The sequence below is a fragment of the Telluria aromaticivorans genome, assembly GCF_013003915.1.
GTDB lineage: Bacteria > Pseudomonadota > Gammaproteobacteria > Burkholderiales > Burkholderiaceae_D > Telluria > Telluria aromaticivorans.
In genome coordinates, this window is record NZ_JABAIV010000001.1 from 202,807 (window position 1) to 219,630 (window position 16,824).

Below are 16,824 nucleotides of genomic sequence, written 5' to 3' on the forward strand. Positions count from 1 at the left end.
CGCCTCAGCCGGCCTGCGCAAAACTGGCCGCTGACTCTTCCATTTCCTCAAGCTGCCGCACGATCTCGGCGAAGGGCACCGACTTGCCGTACAGCCAGCCCTGCCCATATTGCACCCCGTGCTTGCGCAGGAAGTCCGCTTGCGCCTGGCTCTCGATGCCTTCGGCAATCATCTGCAGGCCGAGGTCGTTCGCCATGCGGATGATGTGCTGCACGACCTGACTGGTCGGTGCGCCGGTGCCGATCGCCTCGATGAAACTGCGGTCGATCTTCAGGTAGTCGACCTCGAGCGACTCGAGGTAGGACAGGCTCGAGTAGCCAGTGCCGAAATCGTCGATTGCCACCGCAAAACCGTGGCGGCGCAAGGCGCCGGTGGTCTGGCGCGCCACGACCGGGTCGAGCATGCCGCGCTCGGTGACTTCCACGATGATGTTCCCGGGCGCGGCCTGGACGCCGCGCAAGGTCGTCCGCAAGTTGTCCAGGAAGCCGCTGGAATGGAAGTCCGCCGGCGCGACATTGATCCCGATGTGGAACTGCGGATGTGCCGACAGCCAGGCGCCGGTGTCGCGTGCCACCATCTCGAGCAATTGCTGGGTAAGGCGCACGATCAGGCCGTTCTGCTCGGCGATGGGGATGAACAGGTCGGGCATGACGATCTCGCCGGTCGGCCGGCGCCAGCGCATCAGCGCCTCGACCCCGACCCAGCGGCCAGTGCGCAGATCCACCAGCGGCTGGTACTCCAGGAAGAATTCCTTGCGGCGCAGGGCGGTCTTGACGGCCACAGGCAAAGACATCTGCTGCCGCCCGAGATAAAGGATAGCCAGCGTCAGCACCACGCCTGCGACCAGCCCGGCCGGCACGAGTCGAGTGGATACTTCGGCCGAGCGGCCGTTCAGGTAATGCACCGGCAGCGCGGCGACGCCGACGGTCCGGTAGCGCTCCGAGCGTACCAGCGCCACCAGGTAAGCGCCGTCGACGAAGACGGCTTGCGTCGAGCCGAGCCGCTTGATCCAGCGGGTGTCAATATAGCCGCGCGCGATGATCGGCACCGGGTTGTCCAGCGACAGCACGGCCAGCGCCACGTCCGGCTCGCTCTTGGCGGTGTCGATGGCCAGGCGCTTGTGCAGGATGGCGGCGAATCCGTCCCTGCCGATCACGATGAACGAATCCCTGGGCGCGAACGGGAAGCGCACGTTGCGCCGGATCTCGGCGCCGCCGTCCGTCACGTAGTCGACCGGACCCAGCTCGAGCACGCCTGAAGGCCCGGCAATCGAGGAGCACAGCATGCGATCGCCCACGACATGGCCGATCGCCTGGATATAACTCGAGGCCAGGTCGATCTGGCGCATGACGTCGATGCTCCCGGGCGCACACGGTGCCGCCTTGTGCCCGGCCACGAGCCGGCCGACCGCGGAGAGCACCTGGTCCCCGGTCTCGTCCGCCCGCATCGTGACGTCGCGCGCATAGCCGAGCGCATGCGCACTTTCGGCCTTGAACGCCTGCCGCTCGGACTCTTCGATGGCGACCCAGATCGGAAGCCCGATGCCGGCGATGGCCACCAGCAGCGTCATGAGTACGGCGATGGTTTTTTTCATTGTTCCCTGCGGCGCGGCATGGGTTGGGCCGCAAGCTGCAGTCCATACTACCGCTACCCGCCACGCGCAGCAAACGCCACCGTGGCCTGTACCGCCCCTGCCACGGCAAAATTCCCCTACGGCATTTTTATGCTGCATAGCGTCATGAAAATAGTTGGCCGGCGCCGCCGTGCAGGGGGCAGTTCGCCTTATCATGCTTGCCGCAAGTCACCTTACAAAGGGGTAGCGTTTATGAGTCAGAGTAAGCCTCTGTCGCTGCATGTACCGGAGCCTACCGGCCGCCCGGGCTGCAAGACCGATTTTTCGTATCTCCAATTGAGCCCGGCTGGCGCCGTCCCGCGCCCGCCGGTCGATGTCGCGCCGATCGACACCGGCGCCATCGCCTCGTCCCTGATCAGCGTGCTCGACGCCGACGGCAATGCCGTCGGCCCGTGGGCGCCCGAGCCCGACCGCGAACTGTTCCGCTTCGGCCTGCGCACCATGATGAAGACCCGCATCTTCGATGCGCGCATGGTGATCGCCCAACGCCAGAAGAAGATGTCCTTCTATATGATCTCGCTCGGCGAGGAAGCCCTCGGCACCGCCCAGGCCCTGGCGCTGCAGGACGGCGACATGCACTTCCCGACCTACCGCCAGCAAAGCCTGCTGTTCGCCAAGCAGGTGCCGCTGGTCGAGATGATCTGCCAGCTGCTGTCGAACGAGCGCGACCCGCTCAAGGGCCGCCAGCTGCCGGTAATGTATTCGGTGCGCCGCGCCGGCTTCTTCACCATTTCCGGCAACCTCGCCACCCAGTATCCGCAAGCCGTCGGCTGGGCCATGGCCTCGGCCATCAAGGGCGACACCAAGATCGCTTCGGCCTGGATCGGCGACGGCGCCACCGCCGAATCCGATTTTTCCACCGCCCTCACCTTTGCCCACGTCTACCGCGCGCCGGTGATCCTGAACGTGGTCAACAACCAGTGGGCGATCTCGACCTTCCAGGCGATTGCAGGCGGCGAGAGCGTCACTTTCGCTACTCGCGGGATCGGCAGCGGCATCGCTTCGCTGCGTGTGGACGGCAACGACTTCCTGGCGGTGTTGTCGGCCTCGCGCTGGGCCGCCGAACGCGCGCGCAGCAACCTCGGCCCGGCCCTGATCGAATGGGTCACCTACCGCGCCGGCCCGCACTCGACCTCGGACGACCCGGGCCGCTACCGGCCGGCGGACGACGTCTCGCGCTTCCCGCTGGGCGACCCGATCGCCCGCCTGCGCAAGCACCTGACGAATCTTGGCTGGTGGTCGGACGAAGAGAACGACGCCGTGCAGGCCGAGCTGGAGGCGGAAATCCTTGCGGCCCAGAAGGAAGCCGAAAGCTACGGCATCCTGGGCGACGAGCGCGCGCCGAGCGCCGCGACGATGTTCGAGGATGTCTATAAAGAGATGCCGGAGCACCTGCGCCGGCAGCGTCAGGAACTGGGAGTATGACAATGGCACGCGACGAACAAGATAAAAGCGTGGCCACGATGCCGATGACCATGATCCAGGCGCTGCGTTCGGCCATGGATGTCATGATGGAGCGCGACGACAACGTGGTGGTGTACGGCCAGGACGTCGGCTATTTCGGCGGCGTGTTCCGCGTCACCGATGGTCTTCAGGCGAAATACGGCACCTCCCGCGTCTTCGATGCGCCGATTTCCGAAGGCGGCATCGTGGGTACGGCAGTCGGCATGGCGGCCTATGGCCTGCGGCCGGTGGTCGAGATCCAGTTTGCCGACTATTTCTATCCGGCGACCGACCAGATCGTGTCGGAGGCCGCGCGCCTGCGCTACCGCTCGGCCGGCGAATTCACCGCCTCGATGGTGATCCGCATGCCGTGCGGCGGCGGCATCTGGGGCGGCCAGACCCACAGCCAGAGTCCGGAAGCCTTCTTCACCCACGTCTGTGGGCTGCGCACCGTGATGCCGTCCAATCCCTACGACGCCAAGGGCCTGCTCATCGCGTCGATCGAAAACGACGACCCGGTGATCTTCCTGGAGCCGAAGCGCCTGTACAACGGCCCCTTCGACGGCCACCATGATCGTCCGGTCGTGCCCTGGTCCGGCCAGGCGCTGGGCAACGTCCCGACCGGGCATTACACCGTGGACCTCGACAAGGCTTCCATCGTCCGCCCGGGTAACGACGTCACCGTGCTGGCCTACGGCACCATGGTCTGGGTGTCGGAAGCGGCGGCGCGCGAGAGCGGCGTCGATGCCGAAGTGATCGACCTGCGCAGCATCTGGCCGCTCGACCTCGACACCATCGTGAAATCGGTGCAGAAGACCGGCCGCTGCGTGATCGTGCATGAGGCAACGAAAACCAGCGGCTTCGGCGCGGAACTGTCGGCGCTGGTGCAGGAACACTGCTTCTACCACCTGGAGGCGCCGATCGAGCGCGTCGCCGGCTGGGACACCCCTTACCCGCATGCGCAGGAGTGGGCTTATTTCCCGGGGCCGGACCGCGTCGCGGCGGCCCTGAAACGCGCGATGGAGGGTCAATAAACATGGGCATTCACGTTATCAAGATGCCGGACCTCGGTGAAGGCATTGCGGAAGTCGAAGTCGTGGCCTGGCACGTCCAGCCCGGCGACACCGTCAAGGAAGACCAGGTGCTGGCCGACGTCATGACCGACAAGGCGACGGTCGAGATCCCGTCGCCGGTGGCGGGCACCATCACTAGCCTGGGCGGCGCGATCGGCCAGGCGATGGCAGTCGGCGCAGAGCTGATCCGCCTCGAAGTGGCGGGTGCCGGTAACTACTCCGGGGACAAGGCGAAGCAGGAGCCGGTGAAGTCGGCGGCGTCGAAAGCGCCGGCCGAAGAAGTCGGCGAGCCACAGCTGGAAGCGGTCGCGCAGGCGGAAGCATCCGCACCTGCTGCGCGTGCACCAGCCGCTGCTGCTGCACCGGCGCAGCAGAAACCGCAGCAGAAGGCGCACCAGCACGCCCCAAGCATGCGCGCCGAAGGCGACAAGCCCCATGCCGCACCGGCCGTGCGCCAGCGCGCCTGGGACCTCGGGATCGAACTGCAGTTCGTGCACGGCAGCGGCCCGGCCGGCCGCATCACCCACGCCGACCTCGACGAACACGTGGCGGGACGGCGCCAGGGCGGCAATGGCGGCGGCAGCGACAACCGCTATGCGATGCTGGAGGGCGAACACGCCACGCCGATCATCGGCCTGCGCCGCAAGATCGCCGAGAAAATGCAGGAAGCCAAGCGCCAGATCCCGCACTTCACCTATGTAGAAGAAATCGACGTCACCGAGCTGGAACTGCTGCGCGCCCAGCTCAACGCACGCTATGGAGCAGATCGCGGCAAGCTCACCCTGCTGCCGCTGGTGATGCGCGCCGTGGTGCTGTCGATCCGCGCCTTCCCGATGATGAATGCGCGCTACGACGACGAAGCCAACCTGCTCACCCGCTACGACCCGGTCCACCTGGGTATCGCGACCCAGACCGAGGCCGGGCTGATGGTGCCGGTGGTGCGCCATGCCGAAGCACGCGATCCCTGGGCCAGTTCGGCGGAAGTCGCCCGCCTTGCCGATGCGGCCCGCACCGGCAAGGCCACGCGCGACGAGCTGACCGGCTCGACCATCACCATCACCAGCCTGGGTCCATTGGGCGGCATCGTCACCACCCCGGTCATCAACCGGCCGGAAGTGGCGATCATCGGCACCAACCGCATCGTCGACCGTCCGGTGATCCGCGACGGCGCCATGGTCGCGCGCAAGATGATGAATTTGTCGTCTTCGTTCGACCATCGCGTGATCGACGGCCAGGTGGCGGCGAAGTTCGTGCAGGCCATCCGCGGCTATCTCGAAACCCCGGCCACCATCTTCGTGGAGTAAGGAAGGCATGGAGACTCTCAATACAACCCTCTTGATCATCGGCGGCGGTCCCGGTGGCTATGTGGCCGGCATCCGTGCCGGCCAGCTCGGCGTGCAGACCATCCTGGTCGAAGGTGCCCAGCCGGGCGGCACTTGCCTGAACATCGGCTGCATCCCGTCCAAGGCGCTGATCCATGCGGCCGACGAATTCTGCAAGGCGCGCAGCTATGCGGCGGAGACTTCGCCGCTGGGTATCACCGGTTCGGACCCGCGCATCGACCTCGATCGCACCGTGGCCTGGAAGGACGGCATCGTCAAGAAGCTGACCGGCGGCGTCGGCGCCCTGCTCAAGAAGAACGGCGTCAAGCTGGTGAACGGCTGGGCGACGATTTTGGACGGCAAGACGGTTGAAGTCACGCCCGAAGGCAGCAGCGAACCCACGGTGCGCATCCGCTGCGAGCACATGCTGCTGGCCAGCGGGTCGGTTCCGGTCGAACTGCCCTTCATGCCTTTCGGCGGCCAGGTGATCTCGTCCACCGAAGCGCTGTCGCCCGATGGCGTACCGGAACGCCTGGTGGTGGTGGGCGCCGGCTATATCGGCCTCGAACTGGGCACCGCTTACCGCAAGCTGGGTGCGCAGGTGACGGTGGTGGAAGCCGCCGACCGCATCCTGCCGGCCTACGATGCGGACCTGGTGAAACCGGTGGCGTCCGCGCTGGCACGCCTGGGCGTCGAACTGCGCCTGGCCACCTCGGTGCTGGGCATGGACGACAGCGATGGGCAAACGCGGGTGCGCATCCGCGATGCCTCCGGCGTCGAATCGCTCCTTGACGCAGATCGCGTGCTGGTGGCGGTCGGCCGCAAGCCTGCCACGGTCGGCTGGGGCCTGGAAAACCTGATGCTCGACATGGATGGCCGCGCCATCAAGGTCGACAACCAGTGCCGCACCTCGATGCGCAATGTGTGGGCGATCGGCGACCTCGCCGGCGAGCCGATGCTGGCGCACCGCGCGATGGCGCAGGGCGAAATGGTGGCCGACATCGTCTCGGGCAAGCGCCGTCATTTCGAACCGGCGGCAATTCCGGCGGTGTGCTTTACCGATCCAGAAATCGTGGTGGTCGGGATGTCGCCGCTTGATGCCGACAAGGCCGGGGTGGAGGTCATCACGGCCAACTTCCCGTTCAGCGCCAACGGCCGCGCGATGACCATCGAAAGCACGGATGGCTTCGTGCGCGTGGTGGCGCGCAAGAGCGACCACCGCATCGTCGGCTGGCAGGCCGTGGGCGGCGCCGTGTCCGAACTGGCGGCGGGCTTCACCCAGTCGATCGAGCTGGGCGCCCAGCTGGAAGACATCGCCGGCACCATCCACGCCCACCCGACCCTGGGTGAGGCGGTGCAGGAAGCCGCCCTGCGCGCGCTGGGCCACGCCCTGCATATCTGACGTTCCTCCGCTGCCGTCCGTCCGGGCGGCAGCATTTCCTTTTTCCTCGTCCGCCAACCCGGCAGGCCTCCCACGTCGCCCCCGCAATTCGAATTCGGCATTTCGCCTTTGAAGCCTTATGTCATATGCATAAATCGGCTTTTCTCAAAAGATTATTGCACCACACGATAGAATTGCCGAATTTGCGAACGCGGCGCGCGTGTGCAATAATCGCGCCCCTTGCGAAGTTCGCAAGATAAAAACAGAAAAGGTTCTACATTATGTTCAAGAAAATCGCAGCAGCCGCAGCCCTCGTCATCGCTTCGTCGTCGGCCTTCGCCGCGCAACCGCAGACCTTCTACGCAGGCGTGGACGCCGGCGCAACGGAACTGGACGACGTGTCGGGCAACGGCACCAGCGTTGGCGCTTTCGTCGGCTACACCTTCGTGCAGAACCTTGCGATCGAAGCCAGCTACCGCCGCCTGGGCCGCCTGAACTTCCGCGAGTTTGGCTACTCCGGCAAGGTCGACCTGGACCAGGCCGCCGTGTCGGTCGTCGGCACCCTGCCACTGGGCGGCAATTTCAGCCTGCTGGGCCGCCTCGGCTACAACCACATCGAAGCCGATGCCAAGGTCAATGGTTTCAGCGGCAGCGAATCGACTTCGGGCGCCTTGGTGGGCCTGGGCGTCGCCTACGCCTTCACCCCAGCCGTCTCGGCACGCCTGGAACTGCAAAAGCCGGCCAGCGACACCACCAACCTGAGCGTTGGCGTCGCCTTCCAGTTCTAAGCAAGTTCGTTGATGCGCTGCCCTGGGCAGCGCAGGCGGAATGAAAATGGCCCGGCTCGCACCGGGCCATTTTTTTATGCGGCGGAGAGTGTGGCCCGTGGACGGCGCGCCGTCGCCAGCACGGCGCCAAGCGTGAGCGCCGAATCGGCGACGGCATCGATCTCGGGCAGGTAGCCATCCTCGATCCAGCGCAGCGCAATGTGGATCACGCCGCCGACCACGCCGGCCTGCAGCAGTTCATCGTGCGGCGCGCCGGGGGGCGCCGCGATACGGGCGACTTCGCGCCCGATCGCGCGCAGTGCCCCGTCGAAAGCCAGGTCGACCGCGCGGCTCACGCCCCGGATCTCGACCAGGAAGACGCGCGCCGATTGCGGTTCGCGCTGCAGGGCCGCGAAATAGGCATGCAGCATGGCGCGCGAGCGCGCGATGCGCCCGCGGCCGGCGTCCTCGGCGGCGCGCGTGATCTCGCCCAATACCGAGTAGGCCACGGCATTGAAGGAATCGATCAGCAGCGCTTCGCTATTGGCGAACGATTCGTAGAAATAGCGTTCGGTCAGGCCGGCCTGCTCGCAGACTGCCTTGACAGTGGCCTGGTGGTAGCCGCGCTCGCCATAGACGGCAATCGCGGCAGCCATCAGCCGCGAGCGGCGCTCGGCGCGCCTTTCGTCCTGCGACAGTCCCCGGTAGGAACGCGTGGTGGTCAGCTCAGCTTTCATGGCGACATTCTACACAGAAACTTATCATTAATATTTGACAATGTAGAGTGTCAGTATCTGGCGAGGTAGGACCGCGCTGCCGCAGCGCCGCGAGGCAATGCGCCTGACGGCTGACAGCGTCAACGCGCTGCTACAGCCGGTACTGGCCAGGCGAGTGATCCGCGGCCACTCCCCGGACGCAAGAAAGCGCCGGGGTGCATGCACACACCCGGCGCCGGCGCTAGTGCGCCCTTATCGCAACAAGGCCGAGCGTCAGCCGCCAGACTCCTTGTTGCTGCGGCCCGCTGCCGGCTTGTCCTGGCTCTCCGGCCCCTGCTGGCCCTGCGCGCCCGACTGGCGGTTGCCTGCCCCGCTGCCGGAGCGGCTGGCAATGCCTTCCATGCCGGTCTGAATCTCGCCGCTGAAGCTGCCGCCCGCGAAACCCTGCTCGGCTTCCTGCTCAGCGGTATTGCCGGCTAGCAGGTCGTCGGTCCGGCTATCGCGCTGCTCCGCACCTTGCTGGTCGAGCTTGCCGGCATCCCCGGTCCCGCCGGCCCCCATGCTGCCTGCACTGCTGGTGCCGTTCTTGGTGACCTGGTCGTAGTTGCGCCCTTTGGCGTTCTTTCCATCGCTTTGCATCGACATGCTTGCCTCCCTCGTTCTGTGGATTCAGGAGACCATGATAGACCCGTGCGGGGCGCGCACGAATAGGCCCGGGCCGGCGCCGGTTGTAGGATCAGGCCGCCCGGGCCCCGTCCGCCGGCGCCAGTTGTCCCAACGCCTGCACCAGGCCCTGCAGGTCGTAGGGCTTGCGCAGCACCACCGCATCCGGCCAGTTCGCCACTTCCCCGGTGCCCGAGGTGCTCAAGCAGGGCCGCGGTGTTGGCGCGGATGTCGGCCTCGTCTTCGACCAGCACGATGCTGAGGCCTTGGGAGGCGAACGCCGTCTGCGGCTGCGGCGGCGGCGGCGGCAAGACAAGGTGCTGTCGTTTCCCGTTACCGAGCACCTGGCGGATGCGGCGCGCCAGCCGTTCTCGTGTGTACGGCTTGCCCAACAGTTCCACGCCGGGGTCGAGCCGTCCGCCATGCACGATCGAGTTTTCGGTATAGCCCGAGGTGAACAGCACCGCCAGGTTCGGCAGGTGCCCGCGCGCAATGCGCGCCAGTTCCGGGCTGCGCAAGGTGCCTGGCATGACCACGTCGGTGAACAGCAAGTCGATCGGCACGCCGCTCTCGACGACTGCCAGCGCGCTGGCGGAACACAGTGTGGACTGTCATTACGCGCCGAAGACATGACTTACTATTTTCACAATGTACAATCGATGCACCCGTTCCAGAACCCGCCAGGATTGCCCATGACTTCCGACCTCCACGCCCTGGTCGTCTTTGCCGACCCGTCGCTGCACCGCTCGCGCATCAGCCGCCGTGTCGCCGACGCGCTCAGGCAACTGCCCGGCGTGGTGGTGCAGGACCTGTACCAGCTCTATCCCGATTTCTACATCGACGTGCGGCGCCAGCGCGAACTGGTCAAGGCCGCGCCGCTGGTGGTATTCGTGTTCCAGTTCGGCTGGTATGCCATGCCGGCGCTGCTCAAGGAGTGGTTCGATACCGTCATCAAGCCCGAGTGGGCGCTCGACCAACCGGGGCCGCTGGCGGGCAAGGCCGCCTGGGCGGCGGTGGCCTGCACCGGCGCCTCGGCCGACTACCGTCCCGGCGGCATCCACGGAAGGCCGCTGCTGGACTTCCTGGCGCCGCTCGAACAGGCAAGCCGCAGCTGCGGCATGCGCTGGCTCGACCCGCACGTGTTCTATGGCGCCGACGCGACCGACCCGGACGCCGCCACCCGCCATGCGGCGCAGCTGCAGGCGCAGCTCGCGCTCCATGCCGGCATCGACGCCCACACTGCAGGAGCCGCACATGGAGCATAGCCTCCTCCTCAATGCACTGGTCTACCTGGCCGCCGCCGTCATCGCGGTGCCCATCGCCAAGCGCCTCGGCCTGGGCGCGGTGCTCGGCTACCTGCTGGCCGGGATCGCGATCGGCCCCTGGGGGCTGGCCCTGATCCGCGAGGTCGAGACCATCCTGCATTTCTCGGAATTCGGCGTGGTGCTGCTGCTGTTCGTGATCGGCCTCGAACTCGAGCCGACCCGCCTGTGGGCGCTGCGCCGCTCGATTTTTGGCTGGGGCTCGGCGCAGGTAGCGGGCGTCACCCTGCTCCTGCTGTTGGCCGCGCTGCTGGCGGGGTATGGCTGGAAAACCGCGCTGATCGCCGCGCTCGGGCTGTCGCTGTCGTCCACCGCGATCGCCCTCACCACCATGCAGGAACGCAACCTGATCCCGACCCCGGCCGGCCAGGCCGGTTTTTCGATCCTGCTGTTCCAGGACATCGCTGCGATCCCGATGATCGCGCTGGTGCCGGTGCTGGGCGTGCCCGACTCGCATCCGGATGCCGGCTGGATGGGCGTGCTCAAGGCGGTCGCCGTGATCGGCGGCCTGGTGGTGGCGGGACGCTACCTGGTGCGGCCGGTACTGCGCTACATCGCCAGCACCGGCATGCGCGAGATCTTCACCGCCTTTGCGCTGCTGCTGATCATCTCGATCGCCCTGCTGATGGATTCGGTCGGCATGTCGATGGCGCTGGGCGCCTTCATGGCCGGCGTGCTGCTGGCCGATTCAGAATACCGCCACGCGCTCGAAACCGACCTCGAACCCTTCAAGGGCCTGCTGCTTGGGCTGTTCTTCATCGCGGTCGGCATGTCGGTGGACTTCGGCGTCTTCCTGGCCCGGCCGGTGCTGATCATCCTGGCGGCGCTGGCCTTCCTCGCCATCAAGCTGTTCGTGCTGTGGGCGCTGGCGGGCCCCTTCGGCATGAGCGGGCGCCAGCGCGTGCTGTTTGCCTTCCTGCTGTCGCAGGGCGGCGAGTTTGCCTTCGTCGTCTTCGGCGCGGCCGCCACCGCCAGGGTGTTCGACGAGCAGACCGCATCGATGCTGGTGGTGATCGTGGCGCTGTCGATGATGGCCACGCCGCTGCTGCTGATCCTGTACGACCGCGTCCTCGAACCGCGCTGGCAACGCCGCAACCAGCGCGAGACCGATGCCATCGACGCCAACCAGGGTCACGTGATCATCGCCGGATTCGGGCGCTTCGGCCAGATCGTCGGCCGCCTGCTGCACGCCAACCAGGTGCCGCTGACCATGCTGGACCACGACCCCGACCAGATCGACACCCTGCGCGAATTCGGCTTCAAGGTGTTCTACGGCGACGCCACCCGCACCGACCTGCTGCACGCCGCCGGCGCGGCCCATGCACGGGCGCTGGTGCTGTCGGTCGACGGCATCGAGGACAGCCTCAAGCTCGCCAGCGCGGTACGCAAGGAATTCCCGGACCTCCCGATCCTGGCGCGGGCCCGCAACGTGACCCACTACTACCAGCTGATGGACCTGGGCGTCACGATCGTGGAACGGGAAACCTTCGAATCGGCCCTGATGCTGGGCCGGCGCACCATGGAGGAGCTGGGCTTCGGCGCGTATTTTGCGCGCCAGGCCGCGATGCGCTTCCGCGAACACAATATCCAGAGCGTGCTCGAGGTCTACCCGTATTACAAGGACCGCGAACAGTATGTCTCGATGGCGCGGCGCGCGCGCCAGGAGCTGCATGCCATGTTCGAGCGCGACTTCGTGGCCATGAAGCGCGACCGCGACGAAGAGCGGGAGTAGCGCCGGCGCCCTGGCGGGAACGGACTCTTACCTGGCCGAGGAAACGTCGAACAGCCCCCCATCCGGCGCCGCTGCCATCACGCGGTTGCGGCCGCCGCGTTTTGCGCGGTAGAGCTGGGCGTCGGCCAGTGCGATCAGCTTCTGGACGTCGAGCGCCGTGCCCGCTTCGTTCAGCGCGACCCCGACACTGGCCGTGCAGCCCTGGGCCAGCCCGGGCAGCACGGCGGTGGCGGCTTCAAATTGCTGGCGTATCGTTTCGGCCAGTTCGACCAGGGCCCGGGGCGTCGCCGCCTCGGCGACCAGGCAGAACTCCTCGCCGCCCCAGCGCGAGGCCGTCGTCCTGCCGTCATCCAGCGCGCGCAGGACTGCGCCCATGGCGGCGATGACCTGGTCTCCGGTTTCATGCCCGTGGGTGTCGTTGACCTTCTTGAACTCGTCGATGTCGAGCAGGAGGATGCCGACGGCGCTGTGCTCGTCGTCGTGCCGCGCCAGCAGGAGGTCGAATTTCCTGCGGATGCCGCGCCTGTTGAGCAAACCGGTCAGCACGTCCTGGTCGGCCGCGGCACTCACCTCCGACACCAGCCGCAGCATGATCAACAGCATCAGCATCGAATTCCCGATGACGGCGCTGAGCAGGGCGCCGGCCCAGCTGATGGTGTTGGCAATCGGGAGCTGCGGTGCGCCGTAATCGAAGGTCAGGGAACTGCTGGCGACCAGCCCGCCCTGCGCGAGCGCAGTGAGCCCCTGCAGGCTTGCCACGGTACCGGCCACGAAAAAGACCCTGCGTGAAAACGTATCCGGATAGCGGAACATGATCCAGGCCGAGGCGAGGTTGAACACCGCCTGGTAGGCGCAGAGGGTACCGATGCGCCAGGCCGTATGCGGGTACACAAAGGTGAAGCCGACGGTAAGGGCGACCGCTACAGCGGCCGATGCCGGCAGGAGCAGCCGGCCGTGGGAATGCCGGCAGAAGTCCAGCGTCCCGGTCAGCATATAAGCCTGCCCGATGCCGAACGGGATATTGAAGAGCAACGAGGCCCACTGCCAGTGGTCAATCGTGCGCGGGCCGTCGAGCACGGTCGCAAAGCCGATGGCCAGGCACCCGACGGCCCAATACCTGACCCCGGCGATCTGGCGCGCCAGCGCACCGAGCGCGAAAAACATCGCGCTGGCGGCCAGCGACACCAGGCCCAATACAGTTGTCAATGTTGGCTCGTCGATCGTCATCGCCGAATGATCCTGAAAATGCCGGCTTTCCCATTTCTACCGGCCTTGAGCCAGTATGCAACAGGTGCGCCTTTCCGCCCGCTACGTTGACAACCGCATCAGGCTATTCATGTCGTCCTGCCATTACCAGGTGTCGTGAGCGGTCCACACCTGTCGTAATTTCGCGAAGCGAGGCCTGTTTCCGTGCGGGAATTGTTATACTTGCACACGCGCGCTTGTCACATGTGCGCTCCCGTCCACCCGCAGCGGCCGCCCCGCCACAATCGCCATTATCGTGAACACCACTGTTTCCTCGCCGGACGGGACTGCCCTGCTCGCTGCAGAGAATTCCGCCCTGATCGACAATGCGCTCGACCTGATGGTCGTGCTCGACGCCAACGGCCGCTTCCAGCGCGCCAATGCGGCCTCGCGCGCGCTGCTCGGCTATGGCCCGGACGAACTCATCGGACTCCATTACAACGACATCGTCCATCCCGACCAGCACGGACTGGCGCTGGCGCTGGAGGCAAGCCTGCGCAAGGTCCACCCGGAGCAGTCGAATGTCGCCGTGCGCCTGCGCCGCAAGGACGGGCGGGTGGTCCTGATGTCGCTGTCGGCGCGCTGGTCCGACCAGCACCAGCGCATGTTCCTGACCGCGCGCGACATCACCGAACAGCAGCAGGCGCGCCGGGCGCTCCAGCGGTCCGAGGCGGCGCTGGGCGGCATGCTTGAGAGCATCGGCGACGCCTTCTTTGCGGTCGACAGCGCATGGCGCATCACTTACGCCAACCGCAAGGCGGGCGAGTTCGTCGGCGTCAACGCGGGCACCGCCATCGGGCGCCCCTTGCTCGAGGTCGCACCCGACCTGGAGCATTCGGAGGCACTGCCCCGCTACGTGCGTGCGATGGAAACACGCCAGCCCGACACCTTCGAGCTTTACTGGGCACCGCACGCGCTGTGGATCGAAGTGCGCGTCTACCCGAACGACGACGGCATCTCGGTCTATTTCCACGGCATCTCCGCCAAGCGCGAAGCGGAACAGGCGTTGCGCAAGAGCGAGCAGCGCTTCCGCAACCTGTTCAACCAGGCCGGCGACAGTGTCATGATTGTGGATGGCGCCCTGCGCATCGTGTCGGTGAACGACCAGGCCTGCACCCGCTTCGGCTATGCGCGCGACGAATTCCTGGGGCGGCCGGTCACCGAGATGAACCTGGGCATGCCTGGCGGGCACGCCGTACTGGCCGGCCTGCGTGCCGGCCAGCCGCAGCTGCTGCGCATGGACAAGCTGTGCCGCGATGGCAGCACCTTCCCTGCCGAAGTCCAGATCTCGCGCTTCGACGACGAGGGCGAGGAATTCTTCCTGGCCGTGATCCGCGACCTGAGCGACCGCGAACACGCCGAGCGCCAGCTGCGGGAAAGCGAGCAGCGCTTCCGCGAGGTGATCGAAATGACGCCGGCCGGCTACCTGGTGGCCAGCCCGGATGGCGCGCTGCGCGACGTCAATCCGGCCCTGTGCGCGCTGTCAGGTTATCCGCGCGAGATGCTGCTGGCGCTGCGCCTGCACGAACTATTCGTCTCCTTCCCGCTGGCGACACTCGGCGAAGGTGGCAATGGCGGCGACGGCCCATCCGTCGTGCAGGATATGGAAGCCGTGCTGCGGCACCGCAACGGCTTCCACATCCACGTCCTGTTCAACGGCAGCATCAAGCGCAGCGAAGACGGCACCCCGCTCTCGCTGACCGGGCTGATGACCGACATCACCGGGCGCAAGGCGGCCGAGAGCCGCCTGCAGCAGCTGGCGACCCACGACACCCTCACCGGGCTGCCCAACCGCGCCCTGCTGGGCGAGCGCGTGCAGCAGATGCTCGACGCCTGCGCCTATGGCGGCGCAGTGGCGGTGATGTTCCTCGACCTCGACCGCTTCAAGGAAGTCAACGACTCGTTCGGGCACGAGATGGGCGACGTGCTGCTGTGCGAGGTGGCCACGCGCCTGCGCCGGGTGATCCGCCCGACCGACATCGTCGCGCGCCTGGGCGGGGACGAGTTCGTGGTGGCCGGCTACTGCGCCACCGGCCAGGCCGCGGCTGCGCGCATCGCCGACAAGCTGCTCGGCGTGCTGACCGCGCCGATCACGGTCGGAGGCCATGACGTGATCGTCGGCGCCTCGATCGGCATCAGCATGTTCCCGCAGGATGCCCAGACCCGCGAGATGCTGTTCCAGACCGCCGACACCGCGATGTACCGCGCCAAGGGCGCGGGACGCAACCGCTACCGCTTCTTCGAGCCGGAGATGACGGTCGCCTCCCAGGTGCGCATGGCGCTGGAAGTGTCGCTGCGCCCGGCGCTCGCCCGCGGCGAGTTCGAGCTGCATTACCAGCCCCGCATCGAGCTGGCCGGCATGGCGCTGGTGGGCATGGAAGCGCTGATCCGCTGGAACCACCCCGAGCGCGGCCGCGTATCGCCCCAGCAGTTCATCGCGATCGCCGAGGAGACCGGCCTGATCGTCGATATCGGCCGCTGGGTGCTGCTGGAAGCCTGCACCCGGACGCGCCGGCTGATGGACGAGTTCGGGCGGCCGGTCGCGGTATCGGTCAACGTCTCGGCACGCCAGCTGGCACAGCCGGCCTTCGTGGACGAAGTGCGCACCGTACTGGCGCGCACCGGCCTGCCGCCCGAATGCCTCGAACTGGAGCTGACCGAAAGCGCGCTGATCGAGGACATCGAGCACACCGCCTCGATGCTGCGTGAACTCAAGCGCCTCGGCATCAGCCTGGCGGTGGACGATTTCGGCACCGGCTTTTCCAGCCTGGCCTATTTGCGGCGTTTCCCGATCGACGTCCTCAAGCTCGACCGCTCCTTCGTGCTGCAGCAGGACCAGGATGTCTCGACCTTCGACTTCATCAAGGCTTTCGTGGACATGGCGCACGCCCTGAACATGGCGGTTGTGGCCGAAGGCGTGGAAACCGGGGAGGTGCTGGACCTGCTGCGCGCGGCGCGCTGCGACCAGGCGCAGGGCTATTACCTGGCGCGGCCGATGACGCTGTCGGAACTGCGCAGCGTGATCGAAGCAAGCGGCGCACCAAAGGCGGTAACGCGCTGAACCGTCAAGCCTTATTGTTGCGGCGTCGGCCAAATCCCGAGGAAAGCGCAAAACCGGGGTCAGCATGGACAGGTCGCTTGATTTGTAAGAATTAACGACGTCAAGCCTCAGCGGTACTGAAGGGACAGCCTCCGAATCTACCGATTGGTATTGTTTCCCCTGCCGGTCACACGAGAACCAACCGGTATCGTTGTACGATGCGCCATCGGGTTCAAGCATGGATGGCGTATGAAGGCGGAGCTTGCGGTCTTGGGTGCTGGCTGGCCGGAACAAATCTTGCGCACGCCCGGCGAGCAGTGCCACTGCCATTTCCCCGGGTCGATGACAAGCGCCCAGCGCGTCGGGTTCATGGAGGCAACCGCGCCGCAGGTCCGGGGCGTGCTGACCAGCGGGACCATCGGCATGATGCAGCCACCGCCGCACTTTTCCCATCGCCCCATGTCGGCAGCTTCACGGTCGAGGCAAG

At 66.5% G+C, this 16,824-nt stretch carries 13 protein-coding genes and 1 pseudogene; 8 read left to right on the forward strand and 6 right to left on the reverse strand.

Annotation, left to right across the window (positions count from 1 at the left end):
• Positions 1-4: 4 nt before the first annotated feature.
• On the reverse strand, positions 5-1,594 hold the full coding sequence (locus HGB41_RS01015; RefSeq protein ID WP_171080170.1) for an EAL domain-containing protein: 1,590 nt from the start codon (positions 1,592-1,594) through the stop codon (positions 5-7).
• 231 nt (positions 1,595-1,825) lie between these two features.
• Between HGB41_RS01015 and HGB41_RS01020 the strand changes: the two genes are divergently transcribed.
• The 5 genes from HGB41_RS01020 (at position 1,826) to HGB41_RS01040 (ending at position 7,640) form a co-directional block, all read left to right on the forward strand.
• Positions 1,826-3,058 (forward strand): 3-methyl-2-oxobutanoate dehydrogenase (2-methylpropanoyl-transferring) subunit alpha, encoded by a 1,233-nt coding sequence (locus tag HGB41_RS01020; RefSeq protein ID WP_171080172.1) that lies wholly within the window; start codon positions 1,826-1,828, stop codon positions 3,056-3,058.
• Between the two features lie 38 nt (positions 3,059-3,096).
• A complete protein-coding gene (locus HGB41_RS01025) occupies positions 3,097-4,110 on the forward strand; it encodes an alpha-ketoacid dehydrogenase subunit beta (protein WP_212760819.1) in 1,014 nt (337 codons plus the stop codon).
• A 2-nt stretch (positions 4,111-4,112) separates the two neighbouring features.
• The gene (locus tag HGB41_RS01030) at positions 4,113-5,453 is read left to right on the forward strand and encodes a dihydrolipoamide acetyltransferase family protein (RefSeq protein ID WP_171080177.1); all 1,341 of its coding nucleotides are present in this window, start codon (positions 4,113-4,115) and stop codon (positions 5,451-5,453) included.
• A 7-nt stretch (positions 5,454-5,460) separates the two neighbouring features.
• The gene (lpdA, locus tag HGB41_RS01035; RefSeq protein WP_171080181.1) at positions 5,461-6,873 is read left to right on the forward strand and encodes a dihydrolipoyl dehydrogenase; all 1,413 of its coding nucleotides are present in this window, start codon (positions 5,461-5,463) and stop codon (positions 6,871-6,873) included.
• Positions 6,874-7,133: 260 nt separating this feature from the next.
• Positions 7,134-7,640 carry an outer membrane beta-barrel protein gene (locus HGB41_RS01040; protein WP_171080183.1) on the forward strand — a complete coding sequence of 169 codons (507 nt, stop codon included), beginning with the start codon at positions 7,134-7,136 and terminating at the stop codon, positions 7,638-7,640.
• Between the two features lie 74 nt (positions 7,641-7,714).
• On the opposite strand, the gene HGB41_RS01045 is transcribed toward HGB41_RS01040, so the two are convergent.
• The 4 genes and pseudogenes from HGB41_RS01045 to HGB41_RS24000 all read right to left on the reverse strand — a co-directional run.
• Positions 7,715-8,356 carry a TetR/AcrR family transcriptional regulator gene (locus HGB41_RS01045; RefSeq protein ID WP_171080185.1) on the reverse strand — a complete coding sequence of 214 codons (642 nt, stop codon included), beginning with the start codon at positions 8,354-8,356 and terminating at the stop codon, positions 7,715-7,717.
• Between the two features lie 252 nt (positions 8,357-8,608).
• Positions 8,609-8,980 carry a hypothetical protein gene (locus HGB41_RS01050; RefSeq protein WP_171080187.1) on the reverse strand — a complete coding sequence of 124 codons (372 nt, stop codon included), beginning with the start codon at positions 8,978-8,980 and terminating at the stop codon, positions 8,609-8,611.
• A 91-nt stretch (positions 8,981-9,071) separates the two neighbouring features.
• Positions 9,072-9,203 (reverse strand): hypothetical protein, encoded by a 132-nt coding sequence (locus tag HGB41_RS23685; protein WP_267874153.1) that lies wholly within the window; start codon positions 9,201-9,203, stop codon positions 9,072-9,074.
• A 133-nt stretch (positions 9,204-9,336) separates the two neighbouring features.
• Positions 9,337-9,588, reverse strand: a pseudogene (locus HGB41_RS24000) (response regulator); the annotation flags it as partial.
• Positions 9,589-9,690: 102 nt separating this feature from the next.
• On the opposite strand from HGB41_RS24000, the gene HGB41_RS01055 reads away from it, so the two are divergent.
• On the forward strand, positions 9,691-10,263 hold the full coding sequence (locus HGB41_RS01055; protein ID WP_171080189.1) for an NAD(P)H-dependent oxidoreductase: 573 nt from the start codon (positions 9,691-9,693) through the stop codon (positions 10,261-10,263).
• A complete protein-coding gene (kefC, locus tag HGB41_RS01060; RefSeq protein ID WP_171080192.1) occupies positions 10,253-12,052 on the forward strand; it encodes a glutathione-regulated potassium-efflux system protein KefC in 1,800 nt (599 codons plus the stop codon). Before HGB41_RS01055 ends, kefC begins: the two co-directional genes overlap by 11 nt.
• Before the next feature lie 27 nt (positions 12,053-12,079).
• Here the strand turns inward: kefC and HGB41_RS01065 are convergent, their stop codons facing one another.
• On the reverse strand, positions 12,080-13,258 hold the full coding sequence (locus tag HGB41_RS01065) for a GGDEF domain-containing protein (RefSeq protein WP_171080194.1): 1,179 nt from the start codon (positions 13,256-13,258) through the stop codon (positions 12,080-12,082).
• 295 nt (positions 13,259-13,553) lie between these two features.
• On the opposite strand from HGB41_RS01065, the gene HGB41_RS01070 reads away from it, so the two are divergent.
• The gene (locus HGB41_RS01070; protein WP_171080197.1) at positions 13,554-16,358 is read left to right on the forward strand and encodes a bifunctional diguanylate cyclase/phosphodiesterase; all 2,805 of its coding nucleotides are present in this window, start codon (positions 13,554-13,556) and stop codon (positions 16,356-16,358) included.
• Positions 16,359-16,824: the final 466 nt, after the last annotated feature.

What these genes read in the sequence shown, in the direction of transcription:
- HGB41_RS01015 (WP_171080170.1), bottom strand. Translation starts at nt 1,594, where the DNA reads ATGAAAAAAACCATCGCCGTACTCATGACGCTGCTGGTGGCCATCGCC.
- HGB41_RS01020 (WP_171080172.1), top strand. Translation starts at nt 1,826, where the DNA reads ATGAGTCAGAGTAAGCCTCTGTCGCTGCATGTACCGGAGCCTACCGGC.
- HGB41_RS01025 (WP_212760819.1), top strand. Translation starts at nt 3,097, where the DNA reads ATGCCGATGACCATGATCCAGGCGCTGCGTTCGGCCATGGATGTCATG.
- HGB41_RS01030 (WP_171080177.1), top strand. Translation starts at nt 4,113, where the DNA reads ATGGGCATTCACGTTATCAAGATGCCGGACCTCGGTGAAGGCATTGCG.
- lpdA (WP_171080181.1), top strand. Translation starts at nt 5,461, where the DNA reads ATGGAGACTCTCAATACAACCCTCTTGATCATCGGCGGCGGTCCCGGT.
- HGB41_RS01040 (WP_171080183.1), top strand. Translation starts at nt 7,134, where the DNA reads ATGTTCAAGAAAATCGCAGCAGCCGCAGCCCTCGTCATCGCTTCGTCG.
- HGB41_RS01045 (WP_171080185.1), bottom strand. Translation starts at nt 8,356, where the DNA reads ATGAAAGCTGAGCTGACCACCACGCGTTCCTACCGGGGACTGTCGCAG.
- HGB41_RS01050 (WP_171080187.1), bottom strand. Translation starts at nt 8,980, where the DNA reads ATGTCGATGCAAAGCGATGGAAAGAACGCCAAAGGGCGCAACTACGAC.
- HGB41_RS01055 (WP_171080189.1), top strand. Translation starts at nt 9,691, where the DNA reads ATGACTTCCGACCTCCACGCCCTGGTCGTCTTTGCCGACCCGTCGCTG.
- kefC (WP_171080192.1), top strand. Translation starts at nt 10,253, where the DNA reads ATGGAGCATAGCCTCCTCCTCAATGCACTGGTCTACCTGGCCGCCGCC.